The sequence below is a fragment of the Kitasatospora sp. NPDC094015 genome, assembly GCF_040304075.1.
Lineage (GTDB): Bacteria > Actinomycetota > Actinomycetes > Streptomycetales > Streptomycetaceae > Kitasatospora.
On sequence record NZ_JBEOUL010000002.1, the window covers coordinates 169,351 to 185,951 of the forward strand.

The following is a 16,601-nucleotide window of genomic DNA, read 5'->3' on the forward strand; positions in this document are numbered from 1 at the left end:
CCAGTCGCGTACCGCGCGGTTGCGGGCGACTGTACCGGTTCCCGGCCGCCGGACCCACATCCCCGACCGGCTGTTCCGGGCGCGCGCCTCAGCGCTGGTGCAGCCCCAGGTTCTGGTAGATCTCCAGGGTGGAGGTCGAGTGGTTCAGCGTGATGAAGTGCAGCCCCGGCGCGCCCTCGGCGAGCAGCCGCTCGGACATCGCCGTGGCGTGTTCGATGCCGATCGCCCGGACGGCCTCCGGGTCCTCCGCGGCGGCCCGGAACCGGCGCTCCAGATCGGCCGGGAAGGCGGAGCCGGAGAGCTGGGGGAAGCGCTCCAGCTGCTTGATGTTGGTGACCGGCATGATCTCCGGGATGATCGGCGTCGTGCAACCCGCCGCGGCGACCCGGTCGCGCAGCCGCAGGTAGTCCTCGACCTCGAAGAACATCTGGGTGATCGCGTAGTCGGCGCCGGCCCGGCACTTCGCGACGAAGTGCCGGATGTCGGAGTCCCAGTCGGCCGAGCGCGGGTGCATCTGCGGGAAGGCGGCCACGCCCACGCAGAAGTCGCCGATCCCCTTGATCAGCTCGACCAGCTCGTAGGCGTAGGTGACCCCCTGCGGGTGGCACACCCACGGGCCCATCGGGTCGCCGGGCGGGTCGCCGCGGACCGCCAGGACGTTGCGCACGCCCTGGTCGGCGTACTGGCCGATGATGTTGCGCAGTTCGGCGATCGAGTGGTCGACGGCCGTCAGGTGGGCGACCGGGGTCAGCGTGGTCTCGGTGGCGATCCGGCCGACCAGGTCGACGGTCCGCCCGCGCGAGGAGCCGCCGGCGCCGTAGGTCATGCAGACGAAGTTGGGGTCGAGCGATTCGACCCGGCGGATCGCGTCCCAGAGCCGGCGCTCGGCGGCCTCGGTGCGCGGCGGCATGAACTCGAAGGAGAACGAGCGGTCACCTGCCGCCAGCAGATCGCGCACGGTCTGCGCACGGTCGGTCCTGGTGGAGGGAATCCCGAGTGCCATGCTCGCAGGTTAGCCGGGATCCGGAGAGGCCGACCAAACCGGGTCCACGGATTGAGACGGGTGTCGAGACGCCGGTTCGCCCCCGATCCACCGCCGCCGAGGGCCCGATCCACCGCCGCCGGGCGCCCGCTCCGACCGCGACGAGAAGCCCTACAAACACCCCGATAGTCTGATTGTCAGCCAATCGATCCGGAGTCTCCCGTGCGTTCGCCCAGCGGTCTGCCCACCCACCCCATCGACGCGGAAGCCGTACGCGAGCGCGTCAACGCGGCCCTCGCCGAGTTCATGGACGGCCGAACCGCCCTGCTCGCCGGCATCTCGCCCCAGCTCGGACCGGTCTCCGCGGCGCTGCGCGACTTCCTGCTGGACGGCGGCAAGCGGCTGCGCCCGGCGTTCTGCTACTGGGGCTGGCGCGGGGCCGGCGGGGCCGGCGACGACCACGGGATCGCCCGGGCCGCGGCCGCGCTCGAATTGCTCCAGGCGAGTGCACTGGTGCACGACGACCTGATGGACCGCAGCGACACCCGCCGCGGCCTGCCCTCGGTGCACCGCCGCTTCGAGGCCCTGCACCGCGCCAGCGGCTGGCGCGGCGACCGCGAGCAGTACGGCGCCTCGGCGGCGGTGCTGCTCGGCGACCTGCTGCTGATCTGGTGCGACGAGCTGTTCAACGGCTGCGGGCTGGACCCGGCCGCGGTGCGGCGCGCCAAGCCCGCCTTCGACCTGATGCGCACCGAGGTCATGGTCGGCCAGTACCTCGACGTGCTGGAGCCGGTGGCCGGAGACTCCGCCGACCCGCAGGCGCTGGAGCGGGCGCAGACCGTCCTGCACTACAAGTCCGCGAAGTACACCATCGAGCGCCCGCTCCAGGTCGGCGCGCTGCTGGCCGGGGCCGGGCCGGAGCTGGTGGAGGCCTACGCGGCCTTCGGCCTGCCGCTCGGCGAGGCCTTCCAGCTGCGGGACGACCTGCTCGGCGTGTTCGGCGACCCGGGGGTCACCGGCAAACCGGCCGGCGACGACCTGCGCGAGGGCAAGCGCACCCTGCTGGTGGCGCACGCGATGCGCGGCCTGCCGCCCGGCGAGGCCCGGCAGCTGGACGAGCGGCTCGGCGCCCCCGACCTGACCGCCGGCGAGATCCCCGGGCTGCGCGCGCTGATCGAGCGCAGCGGGGCGGCCGACCTGGTCGAGAAGCGGATCGACGAGCTGATGCACCGCTCGCTGGCGGCGCTGGAGGCGGCCCCGCTGGCCGCCGGACCGGCCCGGCCGGTCCTGCTGGCGCTGGCCGAGGCCGCCACCGTCCGCACGTACTGAGCGGTCAGATCTCCCGCAGCCGGCGGGCCAGCTCCGCGGCGGCCGCACCGGGGTCGTCGGCCTCGGTGATCGCCCGGACCACCACCACCCGGCGGGCACCGGCCTCCAGCACCTGGTCCAGGTTGCCGAGGTCGATGCCGCCGATCGCGAACCACGGACGGTCCGTCACCTGCTGCGCCGCGTACGAGACCAGGCCGAGCCCGGGTGCGTACCGGCCGGGCTTGGTCGGGGTGGGCCAGACCGGGCCGGTGCAGAAGTAGTCGACGCCCGGCTCGGCCAGCGCGGTGTCCACCTCGGACTCGGCGTGGCAGGAGCGGCCGATCAGCACCTCGGGGCCGAGGATCGCCCGGGCGGCCGGCACCGGCAGGTCGTCCTGGCCGAGGTGCAGCACCTGCGGCCGGGCGGCGTGCGCCACGTCGGCGCGGTCGTTGACCGAGAACAGCCGGCCGTGCCGGCGGGCGGCCTCGGCGAAGAACTCCAGGTACTCCAGCTCCTGCTTCGCCTCCAGCCCCTTGTCCCGCAGCTGGACCACGTCGACGCCGCCGGCCAGCGCCGCGTCCAGGAACTCGGGCAGGTCGCCCTGCTCCCGGCGGGCGTCGGTGCACAGGTAGAGGCGGGCGTCGGCGAGGGCGGCGCGCGGATCGGCCGTCACAGCAGCATGGCCTGGGCGCGGCGCTTCACCTCGGTGCCGCGGTTCTCCCGGAGCGCCTGGATCGGGCTGCCGGGCAGCGACGGGTCCTCGGTGAACATCCACTCGAGGATCTCCTCGTCGTTGAGCCCGCAGTCGCGCAGCACGGTCAGCGTGCCGACCAGGTGCTTCACCGGGCCCTCGGGCTCGATGAAGGCGGCGGGCACCTGGAGCGAGTTGTTCGGGCCGCGCCGGACGGCCAGCAGGGTCCGGTTCTTCACCTGGTCCCGGACCTCGGTGATCTGCACCCCCCACAGCTCCGAGATGTCGGGCAGGTACAGCCACGCAGGGACAAGGGCTTCAATCTTGGGATCAATCGTGCTCACGCCCCCAGCCTGCCACCTCCGGCGCCCCGGGCGCACCTGTCACCCGCTCAGGCCGCCGCCGCCTTGAGCTGGACGGCGGGATCCGCCGCCATCGCCCGGTCCAGCGCCGCGCCCGAGCCGATCAGCCGGCGGGCCTGGTTGAGGTCGCGCGGCCGGTCCACCGACAGGGCCGCCACCAGCACGCCGTCCCGCAGCCACAGCACCGTCCAGGACGGCTCCTCGGGCGAGCCGCGGTGCAGCAGCTCGTCCGCCCCGGCGTGCCGGCCGGCGTACTGCACCATCCGCCCGAACTGCTCGGACCAGAAGTACGGCACCGGGTCGTAGGGCGCGTCCGAGCCGAGCAGCGAGGCCGCCACCGCGCCGCCGGACTGCAGGGCGTGGTCCCAGTGCTGCACGGCCAGCCGGGCACCGGCGCGGGCCGACGGGTAGCTGACGCAGTCGCCGGCCGCCCAGACGCCGGGGGCGGTGGTGCGCAGCCGCTCGTCCACCAGGACGGTGCCGGCGGCGTCGAGCCCGACCGCGGAGCCGGCCAGCCAGCCGGTGGCGGGGCGGGCGCCGATCCCGACCAGCAGCTCGTCCGCGTGCAGCCGGGTGCCGTCGGTGAGCACCACCGCGCCGGGCTCGGCCGCCAGCACGCCCACGCCGCAGTGCAGCGCCACCCCGGCCGCGGCGTACCAGCCGGCCATCACCGCGCCCAGCGACCCGGGCAGCGCGCCGGCCAGCGGCGCCGGGCCGGCCTCCACCACCGTCACCTCGCAACCGAGCTGCCGGGCCACGGTGGCGGTCTCCGCGCCGATCCAGCCCGCGCCGGCCAGCACCAGCCGCACCCCGGGCCGCAGCCGCTCGCGCAGCGCCCGCGCGTCGTCCAGGGTGCGCAGCAGCCGGGCCCCCGGGGCGCCGGGCAGCGGGCGCGGCTCGGCGCCGGTGGCGATCACCAGCGCCTCGTACGGCAGCTCGCCGGCGTCGGTGCGCAGCAGGCCGGGCTCCAGGGCGAGCGCCCGGCGGCCGGGCAGCAGCTCGACGCCCAGGTGCTCCCAGTCGATGTCGAACGCGGTGTCCGCGACCGTGCCGAGCAGCACGTTCTTGGACAGCGGCGGCCGGTCGTACGGGCGGTGCGGCTCGTCGCCGAGCAGCGAGATCCGACCCTCCCAGCCCCCGCGCCGCAGGCCCAGCGCGGCCTGCGCGCCCGCCATGCCCGCCCCGACCACGACCACCCGTCCGGTTCTCTTCAGTTCGACCACCGGGTCAGCCTATCGACCGCGGTGTCCACCCTCCGTACGCACCTTCGGGCCGGGGCGCGCCCGGCGTTATGGTGGACGGACACCTCACACGGGAGCCCGGCGCACCGGGCTGAGAGGCGGGCTGCGGCGGCCCGCGACCGTCCGAACCTGATCCGGGTCATGCCGGCGAAGGGAGTATCGACTTTGGCACGGACACCTGACGTCCTGGTGGTCGGCGGCGGGATCATCGGTCTCGGCGTGGCCTGGCGCACGGCGCAGCGCGGGCTGGCGGTCACCGTCCTCGACCCGGCCCCCGGCGGCGGCGCGGCGCAGGTCGCGGCCGGCATGCTGGCGCCGGTCACCGAGCTCCAGTACGGCGAGGAGCCGCTGCTGCGCCTGGGCATGGCCTCCAACGAGCGGTACGCGGCCTTCGCCGCCGAGCTGACCGAGGCGACCGGCCTGGACACCGGCTACCGGCCGACCGGCACGCTGGCGGTGGCGCTGGACTCCGACGACCGCGCCGAGCTGCGCGAGCTGCTCGCCTTCCACCAGCGGCTCGGCCTGGAGTCGCACTGGCTGACCGGCCGCGAGTGCCGCCGGCTGGAGCCGATGCTGGCCCCCGGCGTGCGCGGCGGCCTCCAGGTGACGGGCGATCACCAGGTCGACGGACGCCGGATGTCGGCCGCCCTGGTCGCCGCCTGCGAGCGGGCCGGCGTGGTGCTGCACCGGGCCGAGGCCGCCGAGCTGCTGGTCGCCGAGGGCCGGGCGACCGGCGTCCGGCTGGCCGACGGCACCCGGCTGACCGCCCCGCGGGTGGTGCTGGCCGCCGGCTGCCGCAGCCATCTGCTGCCCGGCCTGCCGGCCGGGGTGCTGCCGGCGATCCGCCCGGTCAAGGGCCAGGTGCTGCGGCTGCGGATCCCGCGCCCGTACGCGCCGTTCCTGTCCCGCAACGTCCGGGCGGTGGTCCGCGGGCAGCACATCTATCTGGTGCCGCGGGCCGACGGCGAGCTGGTGATCGGGGCGACCAGCGAGGAGCTGGGCCACGACACCACCGTCACCGCCGGCGGGGTGTACGAGCTGCTGCGCGACGCGCACGAGCTGATCCCCGGCATCACCGAGCTGCCGCTGGTGGAGACCGGTGCCGGGCTGCGGCCCGGGTCGCCGGACAACGCCCCGCTGCTCGGGCCGACCGCGCTGCCCGGCCTCGCCGTGGCGACCGGCCACTACCGCAACGGCGTGCTGCTCACCCCGGTCACCGCCGACCTGCTCGCCGAGCACCTGGCGACCGGGGCCGTGCCCGAGCTGGCCGCCCCCTTCACCCCCGCCCGCTTCACCCCCACCCGCTCCACCGCAGAGGTCCCGTCATGAACCAGATCCCGCTCACCGTCAACGGCGAGCCCCGCGAACTGCCCGCCGCGATCACGCTGGCCGAGGTGGTCGCGCAGCTGAGCAAGGCGCCGTCCGGGGTGGCCGCGGCGCTCAACGAGGCCGTGGTGCCGCGCGGCGCCTGGTCCGAGACCGTGCTGAGCCCGGGCGACCGGGTGGAGATCCTCACCGCCGTCCAGGGCGGCTGAGCGCGATGGCCGACGACCTGCTGACCATCGCCGACACCACCTTCACCTCCCGCCTGATCATGGGCACCGGCGGCGCCCCCAGCCTGGAGGTGCTGGAGCAGGCGCTGCTGGTGTCCGGCACGGAGCTGACCACGGTGGCGATGCGCCGGGTCGATCCGGGCACCCAGGGCTCGGTGCTGGACGTGCTGACCCGCAACGGCATCCGGGTGCTGCCCAACACGGCCGGCTGCTTCACCGCCGGCGAGGCCGTGCTGACGGCCCGCCTGGCCCGCGAGGCGCTCGGCACCGACTGGGTGAAGCTGGAGGTGATCGCGGACGAGCGCACCCTGCTGCCCGACCCGATCGAGCTGCTGGACGCCGCCGAGACGCTGGTCGACGACGGCTTCACGGTGCTCCCCTACACCAACGACGACCCGGTGCTGGCGCGGAAGCTGGAGGACGTGGGCTGCGCCGCGATCATGCCGCTGGGCTCGCCGATCGGCTCCGGGCTCGGCATCCGCAACCCGCACAACTTCCAGCTGATCGTGGAGAACGCGGGCGTGCCGGTGGTGCTGGACGCGGGCGCCGGCACCGCCTCCGACGTGGCGCTGGCGATGGAGCTGGGCTGCGCCGCGGTGATGCTGGCCTCGGCCGTGACGCGCGCTCAGGACCCGGTGCTGATGGCGGAGGCGATGCGCCGCGGGGTGGAGGCCGGCCGGCTCGCCCACCGCGCCGGGCGGATCCCGCGCCGCTTCCACGCCGAGGCCTCCTCGGCGATGGCCGGACGGGCCGAGCTCGACGTCCGCGAGCGCCCCGCCTTCTGAGCCGCGCCGGGTCTCAACTTCGGCACAGACCGCCCGCCGCGGCCGGCCTCCCCGGCCCGGCGGGCGGCCCCGCCCCTACACTCCTCAGGTGGACATGACGCTGCGCGACCCCCTCATCGGAACCCTGCTCGACGGTCGGTACCGGGTCGAGCAGCGGATCGCCGCCGGCGGGATGGCCACCGTCTACCGGGGGATGGACACCCGGCTGGACCGGGTGGTCGCGCTGAAGGTGATGCACCCCTCGCTGGTGGGCGACAGCGACTTCACCGAGCGCTTCATCCGCGAGGCCAAGGCGATCGCCCGGCTCGCCCACCCCAACGTGGTGAACGTCTTCGACCAGGGCGCCGACGGCCAGGCGGTCTTCCTGGCGATGGAGTACGTGCCCGGCAGCAACCTGCGCGACGTGCTGCGCGACCGCGGCGCGCTCTCGGTCCGGGCCGCGCTGGACGTCCTGGAGCCGATCCTGGCCGCGCTCGGCGCGGCGCACCGGGCCGGCCTGGTGCACCGGGACATCAAGCCGGAGAACGTCCTGATCACCGAGGGCGGCATGGTCAAGGTGGCCGACTTCGGCCTGGTCCGGCTGCTCTCCGGCACCGAGGGCGCGGTCACCAGCACCACCGAGGCCGGCACCGTGCTGGGCACCGTCTCCTACCTGGCGCCGGAGCAGATCCGGCAGGACCCGACCGACCAGCGGGTGGACGTCTACGCGGCCGGCATCCTGCTGTACGAGCTGCTCACCGGCGCCAAGCCGCACACCGGCGACCACCCGGCCCAGGTGATGTACCGCCACCTGCACGAGCACGTCCCGGCGCCCTCGCTGTCCGCGCCGGCCGTCGCCCCCGAGCTGGACGCGATAGTGGCCGCCGCCACCGCCCGCGACCCGCAGGACCGGCCCTGGGACGCGGTCGAGCTGCTGGCCACCCTGCAGCGGGTGCGCCGCAACCTGACCCAGGCCCAGCTGGACGCCGAGCCGCCGGCCTCCTCCCGGCTCACCCCGCAGTACTCGACCGGCGAGGTGACCTCGGTGATCACCCCGCCGGTGGAGCGCACCAGCGTGCTGGAGGTCCCGCCGGACCTGCTGCCGCCGCGCCCCGTGGTCGGCGAGGAGCCGGGCGCCGACCACACGGTGCAGCTGCGCGCGGTCCGGCCGGGCCGGGCGGCGCGGCGGCGGCGCTCGCGCAAGCCGTTCGTCTGGGCCGCGGTGGTGGCCGTGGTGCTGGCGCTGGTCGGCGTCGCCACGTACACGCTGTCCGGCGCGGTGTACACCAAGATGCCGAGCGTGCTCGGCCAGAGCCAGGCGCAGGCCCAGGCGACGCTGGACAAGGCCGGCCTGCACGGCAGTTACGTCCAGGAGTTCAGCGAGTCGGTCGAGGCCGGGCAGGTGATCTCGACCGATCCCGACGTGGGCCGCAAGGTGCGCAAGAGCGACTCGGTGAAGGTGCGGGTCTCCCGCGGCCCGGAGCGGATCGCGGTGCCCGACCTGGCCGGCAAGCCGCTGGAGGCCGCCCGCAAGGCGCTCACCGACGCCCGGCTGACGCCCGGGACGGTCACCGAGGCGTTCGACGACACGGTGCCCAAGGGCGCGGTGGTCAGCGCCGCCCCCGCCGCCGGCCAGCAGCTCCCGGTCGGCGCCCCGGTCGCGCTGGTGGTCAGCAAGGGCATGGTCCTGGTGCCGAACGTGGTCGGGATGGACAAGGACGCGGCCACCAAGGCGCTCGCCGACGCCGGGTTCAAGGCGCAGATCACCGGCCGTGACCTGTTCGGCCTGCTGAACACCGTGAACAAGCAGAACCCGGCCGCCGGCCAGCCCCGTCCGCAGGGCACCACCGTGACGCTGGACTTCGGGCTGTTCTAGGCCGCGGGCGCGGTTGCCCGCTCCGGCCGCCCGACGGCAAAGAGCAGCCCATCTTTCCGCGATGACTTCATCACAACCGCCCCGGGGCGGCCGCTCACGAGCTGATCGGCGCCCCGGGTCGGGTAACTTGACGCACCGTCCGAACGTCAGTTCAGCACGGGGAGAGTCATGAGCACGGGGTTCCAGGTCCAACCGGACGCACTCGATCGGTACGCTTCGGCACTGGAGCAGGCCGGGCAGCGGATCTCGCAGCTCATGAGCTCGCTGGGCTCGGTCGACGTCCCCGAGGACGCCTTCGGCAAGCTCCCCGACTCGCACGGGTTGGCCGCCTCGTACCAGGAGCACCACGACGCGGACGTGCAGAACCTGGCCGACCTCGCCCAGCTGCTGTCCGAGACCGCCGAGGGCCTGACCGGCACGGCCGACAGCTACCGCACCCTGGACGCCGAGCTGGCCGGCGCGATGGGCGGCATCCCCGCATGAGCGTGATGAGCGAGCAGGGCACCTCGGACGCGTACGGCTGGACCAGGCGGTCCGCGCGGCCCGACTTCCCGGCGATACCCGAGGCCAAGAGCCCGGACCGGGACGGCATCAGCGGCGCGCTGGACGAGGCCGTCGAGTGGACCCTGGAGAAGACCGGCGTCCTGGAGTGGCTGGAGAAGATCACCGGAGCACCCGAGCTGCTGTCGCAGGCCGCCCACGGCTGGCGCGACCGGGCCGTCGACCTGGCCGGGGTCGCGGACGAGCTGCGGGCCGGCGCCGCCCCGCTGGCCCAGCAGTGGCAGGGCGTCGCCTCGGACAACTTCGCCCGGCACACCGGGCAGGTCGTCGAGGCGATCGACGCGACCGCGCAGGACATGGGCCGGACCGCGCAGATCCTCGGGCAGGCCGCCAAGGAGTGCGAGCTGGCCGAGGAGACGGTGATCCACCTGATCTCCGAGCTGATCGACCTGCTGATCGCCCAGCTGGCCACCAGCTTCATCCTCGACCTGGTCAGCTTCGGCCTCGCCACCGTGGTCGACGCGCTGGTCAGCGGCGCCGAGGTGGCGGTCTACGTGGAGCGGATCTCGGCCGTCTCGGTACGGCTCGGCAAGGCGCTGGAGGAGCTGCTGAAGGCGGTCAAGGAACTCAAGGAGGCGCAGCGGGCCGGCAAGCCGATCAAGGAGATCCTGGCCGAGGCCAAGAAGGTCCGGTCCGCCGCCGCCGACCTGCGCAAGACCGCCAAGGCGCTGAGCGGCAAGGAGGGCAAGGAGGAGGGCCTGGGCTTCCTGCAGCGCCAGGCGATCGGGGCGCCCGCCAAGCTCGTCGGCAAGGGGCTCAAGGAGGTCGGCATCGACAAGAAGTGGACCGGCCCGCTGAAGGACTTCGCGAAGGACGCGAACGGCCGCCGGTCGCTGCTGGACGACGGCGAGGAGGCCCCGCCCGCGTACCACGTGGACCGCGGCCGGATCGAGCAGGCCTTCGGATGAGCTGGACGAACGCGATGGGCGGGGCGAACGCGATGAGCACCTCGTACCCGGTCGGGCCGGGCCCGTTCGCCCCCGTCCTGGCCCCGCACCTGTGGCCCGGCGAGCAGCTGCTGCTGGTCCTCCAGTGCGATCTGGACGACCTGCTGCCGCTGAAGGTGCCGCGGGCCCACCGCCGCCCGCGCCCGGGTGGGCGGGACGCCGAGAGCTGGTTCGGTGCGGTCTTCGAACAGCTGCTGCCCGAATGGCTGAACCCGTTCGCGGTGAGCTGGCACGGCCCCGCCTTCGGCCGCCGCTCCTACCGCGCGGTGCGCCGGGCCTTCCACGGCGGCTCCTGGTCGGGCGACTGGTCCGGTACGGCCGGCGGCGTGCTGGCCGCGGTCCGCGGGTCGGCCCGGCTGCGGCCGGTGCGCTGGGACGACGACAACCTCCTGGTCGCCGTGACCGACCGGCGTCTGCTGGTGCTGACCGACGGATCCACCCCGAGCCGCCCGCAACCCGAGGAACTGCTGGCCGCGATCCCCAGGGGCGGCTACCACCGCCGCCGCGAGCCGCACCCGGCCCGCCAGACCCGCCGGGTCGACCTGGCCTTCGCCGACGGCTCCTGGCTGGCCCTGCGGATGGACCGCACCGAGGACGTGGCCGCACTGCACGCCGTCCTGGACTGACCGGGCGGGCGGGCCGCCGCTAGGGCTTGTCTGACAAGCCCTAGCGCAGCGGCCCGTCGCCCGGCTCCTCCTGGTACGAGTAGCGCTGCTCGGCCCAGGGGTCGGCCAGGTTGTGGTAGCCCCGCTCCTCCCAGAAGCCGCGCCGGTCGGCCCGCATGTACTCGACCGCGCGGACCCACTTGGGCCCCTTCCAGGCGTACAGGTGGGGCACCACCAGGCGGACCGGGAAGCCGTGCTCGAGGGTGAGCGGCTCGGCGTTGTGGTGGGTGGCGAACACGGTCGCCGGGTCGGCGAAGTCGGCCAGCCGCAGGTTGGCGCTGTAGCCGTACTCGGCCCAGACCATGACGTGGGTGACGCCGGGCGCGGGGGGCACCAGGTCGAGGACGGTCTTGGCGGCCACGCCGCCCCACTCGTTGCCCAGCATCGAGAACTTGGTCACGCAGTGCAGGTCGCCACGGACGGTGACCCGGGGAAGGGCGTGGAAGGCGGTGAAGTCCCAGCTCTGCTTCTCGGCCGAGGCGGTCGCACCGAACACCTGGAAGTCCCAGCTCAGCGGCTTGAAGCGGGGCACCGGCCCGTAGTGCAGCACCGGCCAGCCGCGCTGCAGGCGCTGGCCCGGGGGGAGCCGCGGGTCGGTCGGCCGAGGTTGTTCCGGTTGGTGCTGACCCATACGTCCATGGTGACAGACGGCGGGCGCCGCGCCGTGCGCGCCCCTCGTTCACGCCCCCACTTGACGCATATCGGACAATCCGACACATGTCCTAGTGAGTGTGAACTTACTGGAATTCGCGCGCGCAACGGTGCCACGATGCCCTCAATCGCGGTAGCGCGAGTGACGCATGGGACAGGAAGGCACCGCCATGAAGGGCGACCCCGAGGTCATCGAATTCCTCAACGAGCAGCTCACCGCCGAGCTGACCGCGATCAACCAGTACTTCCTGCACGCCAAGATGCAGGAGAACAACGGCTGGACCAAGCTCGCCAAGTACACCCGGCACGAGTCGTTCGACGAGATGAAGCACGCCGAGACGCTCACCGACCGGATCCTGTTCCTCGACGCCCTGCCCAACTACCAGCGGCTGTTCCACGTCCGGATCGGGCAGACCGTGAAGGAGATGTTCGAGGCGGACCGCCAGGTCGAGGTCGAGGCGATCGACCGGCTGCGCCGGGGCATCGTGGTGATGCGGGCCAAGAACGACGTCACCTCGGCCAACATCTTCGAGGACATCCTGGCCGACGAGGAGCACCACATCGACTACCTCGACACCCAGCTGGAACTCCTGGAGAAGCTCGGCGAGCCGCTCTACCTGGCCCAGCTGATCGAGCAGCCGGAGTCCTGAGCCGACCGGCGGGCCGCCGCAGGTCCCTCCCGGGGGCCTAGGGCGACCAGGGTGTCACGCCGCCAGCGGTTCGGAACCGGGCTCCGCGAGCCCGAGCCTGGCCGCCAGCCTCGATGTCGGGCACGGGCGGGCACCGTGCTCCCCGAGCAGCGCCTGGATCCGCCGCACGCACGAGCCGCAGTCCGTACCGGCCTTGCAGCCCTTGGCTATCTGGCGCGGGGTGACGGCGCCGGCGTCGATCTCGTCCTTCACCTGGGCCTCGGTGACCGCATGGCACATGCAGACATACATCGCGGTCTCTCCCGGTGGTGCTGGACGGTACTGGCGGTACTGGTAGTTCTGCGCCGGCGGCCTAGCACCGGCGGTTCGGCGGGCAAGATCAGTAGAGCCTTGCCTTACCTCGCTAAGCCTTACCTTACCCGGCGATCGGGGCGCGAAAAAGCCCCTCCCCACTCGGATCACCCGAGTGGGGAGGGGCTTTCGTCACACCGGACGCGGCCGGGCACCGTCGGGCACCCGCCGCCGGGCCTCAGTGGCCGCGGTACATCTCCGCCACCAGGAAGGCCAGGTCCAGCGACTGGCTGCGGTTGAGCCGCGGGTCGCAGGCCGTCTCGTAGCGCTGGTGCAGGTCGTCCTCGAACACCTCGTCGCCGCCGCCGACGCACTCGGTGACGTCGTCACCGGTCAGCTCGACGTGGATGCCGCCCGGGTGGGTGCCGAGCGCGCGGTGCACCTCGAAGAAGCCCTTGACCTCGTCGAGCACGTCGTCGAAGCGGCGGGTCTTGTGGCCGGTCTCGGCCTCGTAGGTGTTGCCGTGCATCGGGTCGCAGATCCACACCACCTGGGCGCCGGAGGCGGTGACCTTCTCGACCAGGTTGGGCAGGTGCTCGCGGACCTTGCCCGCACCCATCCGGGTGATGAAGGTCAGCCGGCCGGGCTCGCGGTCCGGGTCGAGCCGGTCGATCAGGGTGAGCGCCTCGTCGACCGAGGTGGTCGGGCCGAGCTTGACCCCGATCGGGTTGCGGATCTTCGAGGCGAACTCGATGTGCGCGTGGTCCAGCTGCCTGGTCCGCTCGCCGATCCAGACCATGTGGCCGGAGACGTCGTACAGGTGGCCGGTCCGCGAGTCCGTCCGGGTGAGGGCGGTCTCGTAGTCCAGGATCAGCGCCTCGTGCGAGGAGAAGAACTCGACCGTCTTGAACTCCTCGGGAGCGACCCCGCAGGCGTTCATGAAGGCCAGCGCGTTGTCGATCTCGCGGGCCAGCTTCTCGTACCGCTGGCCGGCCGGCGAGTTGCGCACGAAGTCCTGGTTCCAGGCGTGCACCTGGCGCAGGTCCGCGTAGCCACCGGTGGTGAACGCGCGGACCAGGTTCAGGGTGGCGGCGGAGGCGTTGTACATCCGCTTCAGCCGGTCCGGGTCCGGGATCCGGGACTCGGGGGTGAACTCGAAGCCGTTCACCGAGTCGCCGCGGTAGACCGGCAGGGTCACCCCGTCGCGGGTCTCGGTCGACTTGGAGCGGGGCTTGGAGTACTGCCCGGCGATCCGGCCGACCTTCACCACCGGCACCGAGGCCGCGTACGTGAGCACGGCGGCCATCTGCAGCAGCGTCTTCAGCTTGTTGCGGATCTGCTCGGCCGAGACCCCGTCGAAGGCCTCGGCGCAGTCACCGCCCTGGAGCAGGAACGCCTCGCCCCGCGCGACGGCACCGAGCCGGGCGCGCAGCTGGTCGCACTCGCCGGCGAAGACGAGCGGCGGATAGGAGGCGAGGTCCGCAAGGGTCTTGCGCAGCGCCTCTTGGTCCGGCCATTCAGGCTGCTGCGCCGCGGGCAGGGACTGCCAGGAGTGGCCAGTCCTCGATGTCTCAGTCGTCACGGTCACAGGATCAAGGCTACGGGGTGCGACAAGCGGATTGTGACCGCCGCCCGCTGGATGAGACACCCGGTGGACATTTCGGTGATCCGTTTCACACGCCCGGGCCATCGGTTACGCTCGTCCCCATGAACGCGCCGCACACCCTCAGCTGGTGGTGGACCAACCCGTCGGGTGGTCCACGAATCGCGCGTCCCTGAGACGAACGACGGCCGCCCCTCGGGGCGGCCGTCGGCGTATCGAGGCTCTGACGGCCCTCCCGGACAGCGGACCGGAGCACAGCTCCCCGCCCACCTTCCCGGAAGGAAGCCGCACCGTGACCACCAGTCCCGCCGCCCTGCTCGCCCGTCTCACCGCCCCCGGCGCGCCCGCCTTCGCCCTGCTGCACCGCCGCACCCCCCGGCTCGCCCCGGACACCGTCGAGGTGCTGCTCGGCACCGTCGGCCGCTACCAGGAGCTGGCCGACCTGCCGGTCCGGGCCGGGATCCCGGCCGACGGGCCGCGCCACGACCTGCTCGCCCTGGTCCCGTACCGGCAGATCCGCGAACGCGGCTTCGAGGCGCACGACGACGGCGCCCCGCTGCAGGCGCTGCTGGTCGAGGAGCAGTACGCCTTCGGCCTGGCCGAGCTGGTCGCGGCGCTGCCCGACGAGGCGGTCCGGCTGCGCGGCGGCGCCTTCGACATCGACGACGAGGAGTACGCCGGGATCGTCCGCCGGGTGATCCGGGACGAGATCGGCAACGGCGAGGGCGCCAACTTCGTCATCCGGCGCGACTTCGACGCGACGCTGGAGGACTTCGGGACGGGCACCGCGCTCGCCCTGTTCCGCCGGCTGCTGGCGCAGGAGCAGGGCGCGTACTGGACCTTCCTGGTGCACACCGGCGACCGGGTGCTGGTCGGCGCCTCCCCCGAGGTCCACGTCCGGCAGTCCGGCGGCACGGTGGTGATGAACCCGATCTCCGGCACCTACCGCTACCCGGCCGCCGGCTCCGACATCGACTCGCTGCTCGACTTCCTGCACGACCCCAAGGAGCTGGAGGAGCTCACCATGGTGGTCGACGAGGAGCTGAAGATGATGTGCACCGTCGGCGACCTCGGCGGCCAGGTGCTCGGCCCCCGGCTCAAGGAGATGGCCCACCTCGCGCACACCGAGTACGAGCTGCGCGGGCGCACCTCGCTGGACGTCCGGGAGGTGCTGAAGGAGACCATGTTCGCCGCCACCGTCACCGGCAGCCCGGTACAGAACGCCACCCGCGTGATCAAGCGGTACGAGCGCGGCGGGCGCGGCTACTACTCCGGCGCGCTGGCCCTGATCGGCCGCGGCGCCAGCGGCGGGCAGCAGCTGGACTCGCCGATCTGCATCCGGGCGGCCGACATCGACCCCGCCACCGGCGCCCTGGTGGTCCGGGTCGGCGCCACGCTGGTCCGGCACTCCGACCCGTACTCCGAGGTCGCCGAGACGCACGCCAAGGCGGCCGGCGTGCTCGCCGCGATCGGCGCCCGGCCGGGGCCGGCCCGGGCCGGCGGCTCGGGCGGTGCGGGTGGGGGCGCGGTGGACGGCGGTGGCGGCGCGGCCGGCGGCGGCGCCCGGCGGCTGGCCGACGACCACCGGGTGCAGGCCGCGCTGGACGCGCGCCGGGGCGGGCTGGCCCCGTTCTGGCTGCGGATGCAACAGCCCGTCACCCCGGTGCCCGGTCAGGACACCCTGGTGGTGGACGGCGAGGACACCTTCACCTCGATGCTCGCCCACCTGCTCCGCTCGCTCGGCCACCGGGTCGAGGTGCTGCGCTACGACGCCCGGGGGCTGCGGGAGACGGCGGCGGCGCACCGCGGTCCGCTGGTGCTCGGCCCCGGCCCCGGCGATCCGGCCGATGCGGCCGACCCCAAGATGGCGCTGCTGCGCGCGGTCACCGCCGACGCCCTGGCGGCCGCCCGCTCCGGCACCCGCACCGCGCCGCTGCTCGCGGTCTGCCTCAGCCACCAGCTGACCGCCCACCGGCTCGGTCTGCCGCTGACGCGCAAGCACATCCCGTACCAGGGCGCCCAGGAGAGCATCGACCTGTTCGGCGTGCGCCGCACCGTGGGGTTCTACAACACCTTCACCGCCCGCTGCGGCGACGCCGACGCGGCCCGGCTCGCCCTGGACGGCATCGAGGTCGCCCGCGACCCGCTGACCGGCGACGTCCACGCCCTGCGCGGCCCGGGCTTCGCCACCCTCCAGTTCCACCCGGAGTCCGTCCTCACCCGCGAGGGCGTCGACATCGTCGCCGGCCTCCTCCAGGGGGCGACCAGCCCGGTGGGAGGCTGAGCGGACGTCAGCCGTACCCTGGGGCAAGGTCGGCCGAGCATCCGGAGGCGGCTCGTGGTGCTGGAGGACCTCGGGGCGCGGGAGGGTGTTCACCTGGCCCTGACCTGCAGCACCTGACCTGGTGATCAGTAGGATCGGCAGGCCGCCCCGTGCGGCCCGGACCGTTCGATCC

At 73.6% G+C, this 16,601-nt stretch carries 17 protein-coding genes and 1 riboswitch; of the genes, 10 read left to right on the forward strand and 7 right to left on the reverse strand.

The genetic code is table 11. The annotated features are described in order from the left end of the window. Positions 1 to 88: 88 nt before the first annotated feature. A complete protein-coding gene (gene metF / locus ABT014_RS03050; protein WP_350636407.1) occupies positions 89 to 1,003 on the reverse strand; it encodes a methylenetetrahydrofolate reductase [NAD(P)H] in 915 nt (304 codons plus the stop codon). Positions 1,004 to 1,204: 201 nt separating this feature from the next. Here metF and ABT014_RS03055 point away from each other — a divergent pair, with 201 nt between their 5' ends. After that, positions 1,205 to 2,311 carry a polyprenyl synthetase family protein gene (locus tag ABT014_RS03055; RefSeq protein WP_350636410.1) on the forward strand — a complete coding sequence of 369 codons (1,107 nt, stop codon included), beginning with the start codon at positions 1,205 to 1,207 and terminating at the stop codon, positions 2,309 to 2,311. 4 nt (positions 2,312 to 2,315) lie between these two features. Here the strand turns inward: ABT014_RS03055 and thiE are convergent, their stop codons facing one another. From thiE to ABT014_RS03070, 3 genes are read right to left on the reverse strand one after another with little or no spacing between them, the layout of a single operon-like run. Beyond that, complete coding sequence (gene thiE, locus ABT014_RS03060) at positions 2,316 to 2,963, reverse strand: thiamine phosphate synthase (protein WP_350636413.1); 648 nt, start codon at positions 2,961 to 2,963, stop codon at positions 2,316 to 2,318. Further along, entirely contained in the window at positions 2,960 to 3,325 is a 366-nt protein-coding gene (locus tag ABT014_RS03065) for an Rv2175c family DNA-binding protein (protein WP_350636416.1), read from the reverse strand. Before ABT014_RS03065 ends, thiE begins: the two co-directional genes overlap by 4 nt. Before the next feature lie 47 nt (positions 3,326 to 3,372). After that, entirely contained in the window at positions 3,373 to 4,566 is a 1,194-nt protein-coding gene (locus ABT014_RS03070) for an NAD(P)/FAD-dependent oxidoreductase (RefSeq protein ID WP_350636418.1), read from the reverse strand. 78 nt (positions 4,567 to 4,644) lie between these two features. Next, a riboswitch (TPP riboswitch) is annotated at positions 4,645 to 4,757 on the forward strand. Between ABT014_RS03070 and thiO the strand changes: the two genes are divergently transcribed. The 7 genes from thiO (at position 4,750) to ABT014_RS03105 (ending at position 10,911) form a co-directional block, all read left to right on the forward strand. Further along, positions 4,750 to 5,913: a glycine oxidase ThiO gene (gene thiO, locus ABT014_RS03075; protein ID WP_502894822.1), complete on the forward strand. Its 1,164-nt coding sequence runs from the start codon at positions 4,750 to 4,752 to the stop codon at positions 5,911 to 5,913. (Overlaps the previous riboswitch by 8 nt.) Continuing rightward, positions 5,910 to 6,119, forward strand: coding sequence for a sulfur carrier protein ThiS (thiS, locus tag ABT014_RS03080; protein WP_350636422.1), 210 nt, complete (start codon positions 5,910 to 5,912; stop codon positions 6,117 to 6,119). Before thiO ends, thiS begins: the two co-directional genes overlap by 4 nt. 5 nt (positions 6,120 to 6,124) lie before the next feature. Then, a complete protein-coding gene (locus ABT014_RS03085; protein ID WP_350636424.1) occupies positions 6,125 to 6,922 on the forward strand; it encodes a thiazole synthase in 798 nt (265 codons plus the stop codon). Between the two features lie 94 nt (positions 6,923 to 7,016). Further along, on the forward strand, positions 7,017 to 8,777 hold the full coding sequence (pknB, locus tag ABT014_RS03090; RefSeq protein ID WP_350636903.1) for a Stk1 family PASTA domain-containing Ser/Thr kinase: 1,761 nt from the start codon (positions 7,017 to 7,019) through the stop codon (positions 8,775 to 8,777). A 168-nt stretch (positions 8,778 to 8,945) separates the two neighbouring features. Further along, positions 8,946 to 9,260, forward strand: a complete 315-nt coding sequence (locus ABT014_RS03095; protein WP_350636426.1) for a WXG100 family type VII secretion target — start codon at positions 8,946 to 8,948, stop codon at positions 9,258 to 9,260. After that, the gene (locus tag ABT014_RS03100) at positions 9,257 to 10,246 is read left to right on the forward strand and encodes a WXG100 family type VII secretion target (protein ID WP_350636429.1); all 990 of its coding nucleotides are present in this window, start codon (positions 9,257 to 9,259) and stop codon (positions 10,244 to 10,246) included. The genes ABT014_RS03095 and ABT014_RS03100 overlap by 4 nt, the downstream gene beginning before the upstream one ends. Further along, entirely contained in the window at positions 10,243 to 10,911 is a 669-nt protein-coding gene (locus tag ABT014_RS03105; RefSeq protein WP_350636431.1) for a hypothetical protein, read from the forward strand. Before ABT014_RS03100 ends, ABT014_RS03105 begins: the two co-directional genes overlap by 4 nt. Positions 10,912 to 10,951: 40 nt before the next feature. Here the strand turns inward: ABT014_RS03105 and ABT014_RS03110 are convergent, their stop codons facing one another. Continuing rightward, on the reverse strand, positions 10,952 to 11,581 hold the full coding sequence (locus ABT014_RS03110) for a sulfite oxidase-like oxidoreductase (protein ID WP_350636433.1): 630 nt from the start codon (positions 11,579 to 11,581) through the stop codon (positions 10,952 to 10,954). A 190-nt stretch (positions 11,582 to 11,771) separates the two neighbouring features. On the opposite strand from ABT014_RS03110, the gene bfr reads away from it, so the two are divergent. Beyond that, on the forward strand, positions 11,772 to 12,251 hold the full coding sequence (gene bfr, locus ABT014_RS03115; protein WP_350636435.1) for a bacterioferritin: 480 nt from the start codon (positions 11,772 to 11,774) through the stop codon (positions 12,249 to 12,251). A gap of 54 nt (positions 12,252 to 12,305) precedes the next feature. On the opposite strand, the gene ABT014_RS03120 is transcribed toward bfr, so the two are convergent. Then, positions 12,306 to 12,542: a (2Fe-2S)-binding protein gene (locus ABT014_RS03120; RefSeq protein ID WP_350636437.1), complete on the reverse strand. Its 237-nt coding sequence runs from the start codon at positions 12,540 to 12,542 to the stop codon at positions 12,306 to 12,308. Positions 12,543 to 12,780: 238 nt separating this feature from the next. Then, entirely contained in the window at positions 12,781 to 14,232 is a 1,452-nt protein-coding gene (locus ABT014_RS03125) for a class II 3-deoxy-7-phosphoheptulonate synthase (protein WP_502894823.1), read from the reverse strand. Positions 14,233 to 14,437: 205 nt separating this feature from the next. Here ABT014_RS03125 and ABT014_RS03130 point away from each other — a divergent pair, with 205 nt between their 5' ends. After that, entirely contained in the window at positions 14,438 to 16,429 is a 1,992-nt protein-coding gene (locus tag ABT014_RS03130) for an anthranilate synthase family protein (protein ID WP_350636441.1), read from the forward strand. Positions 16,430 to 16,601 lie beyond the last annotated feature (172 nt).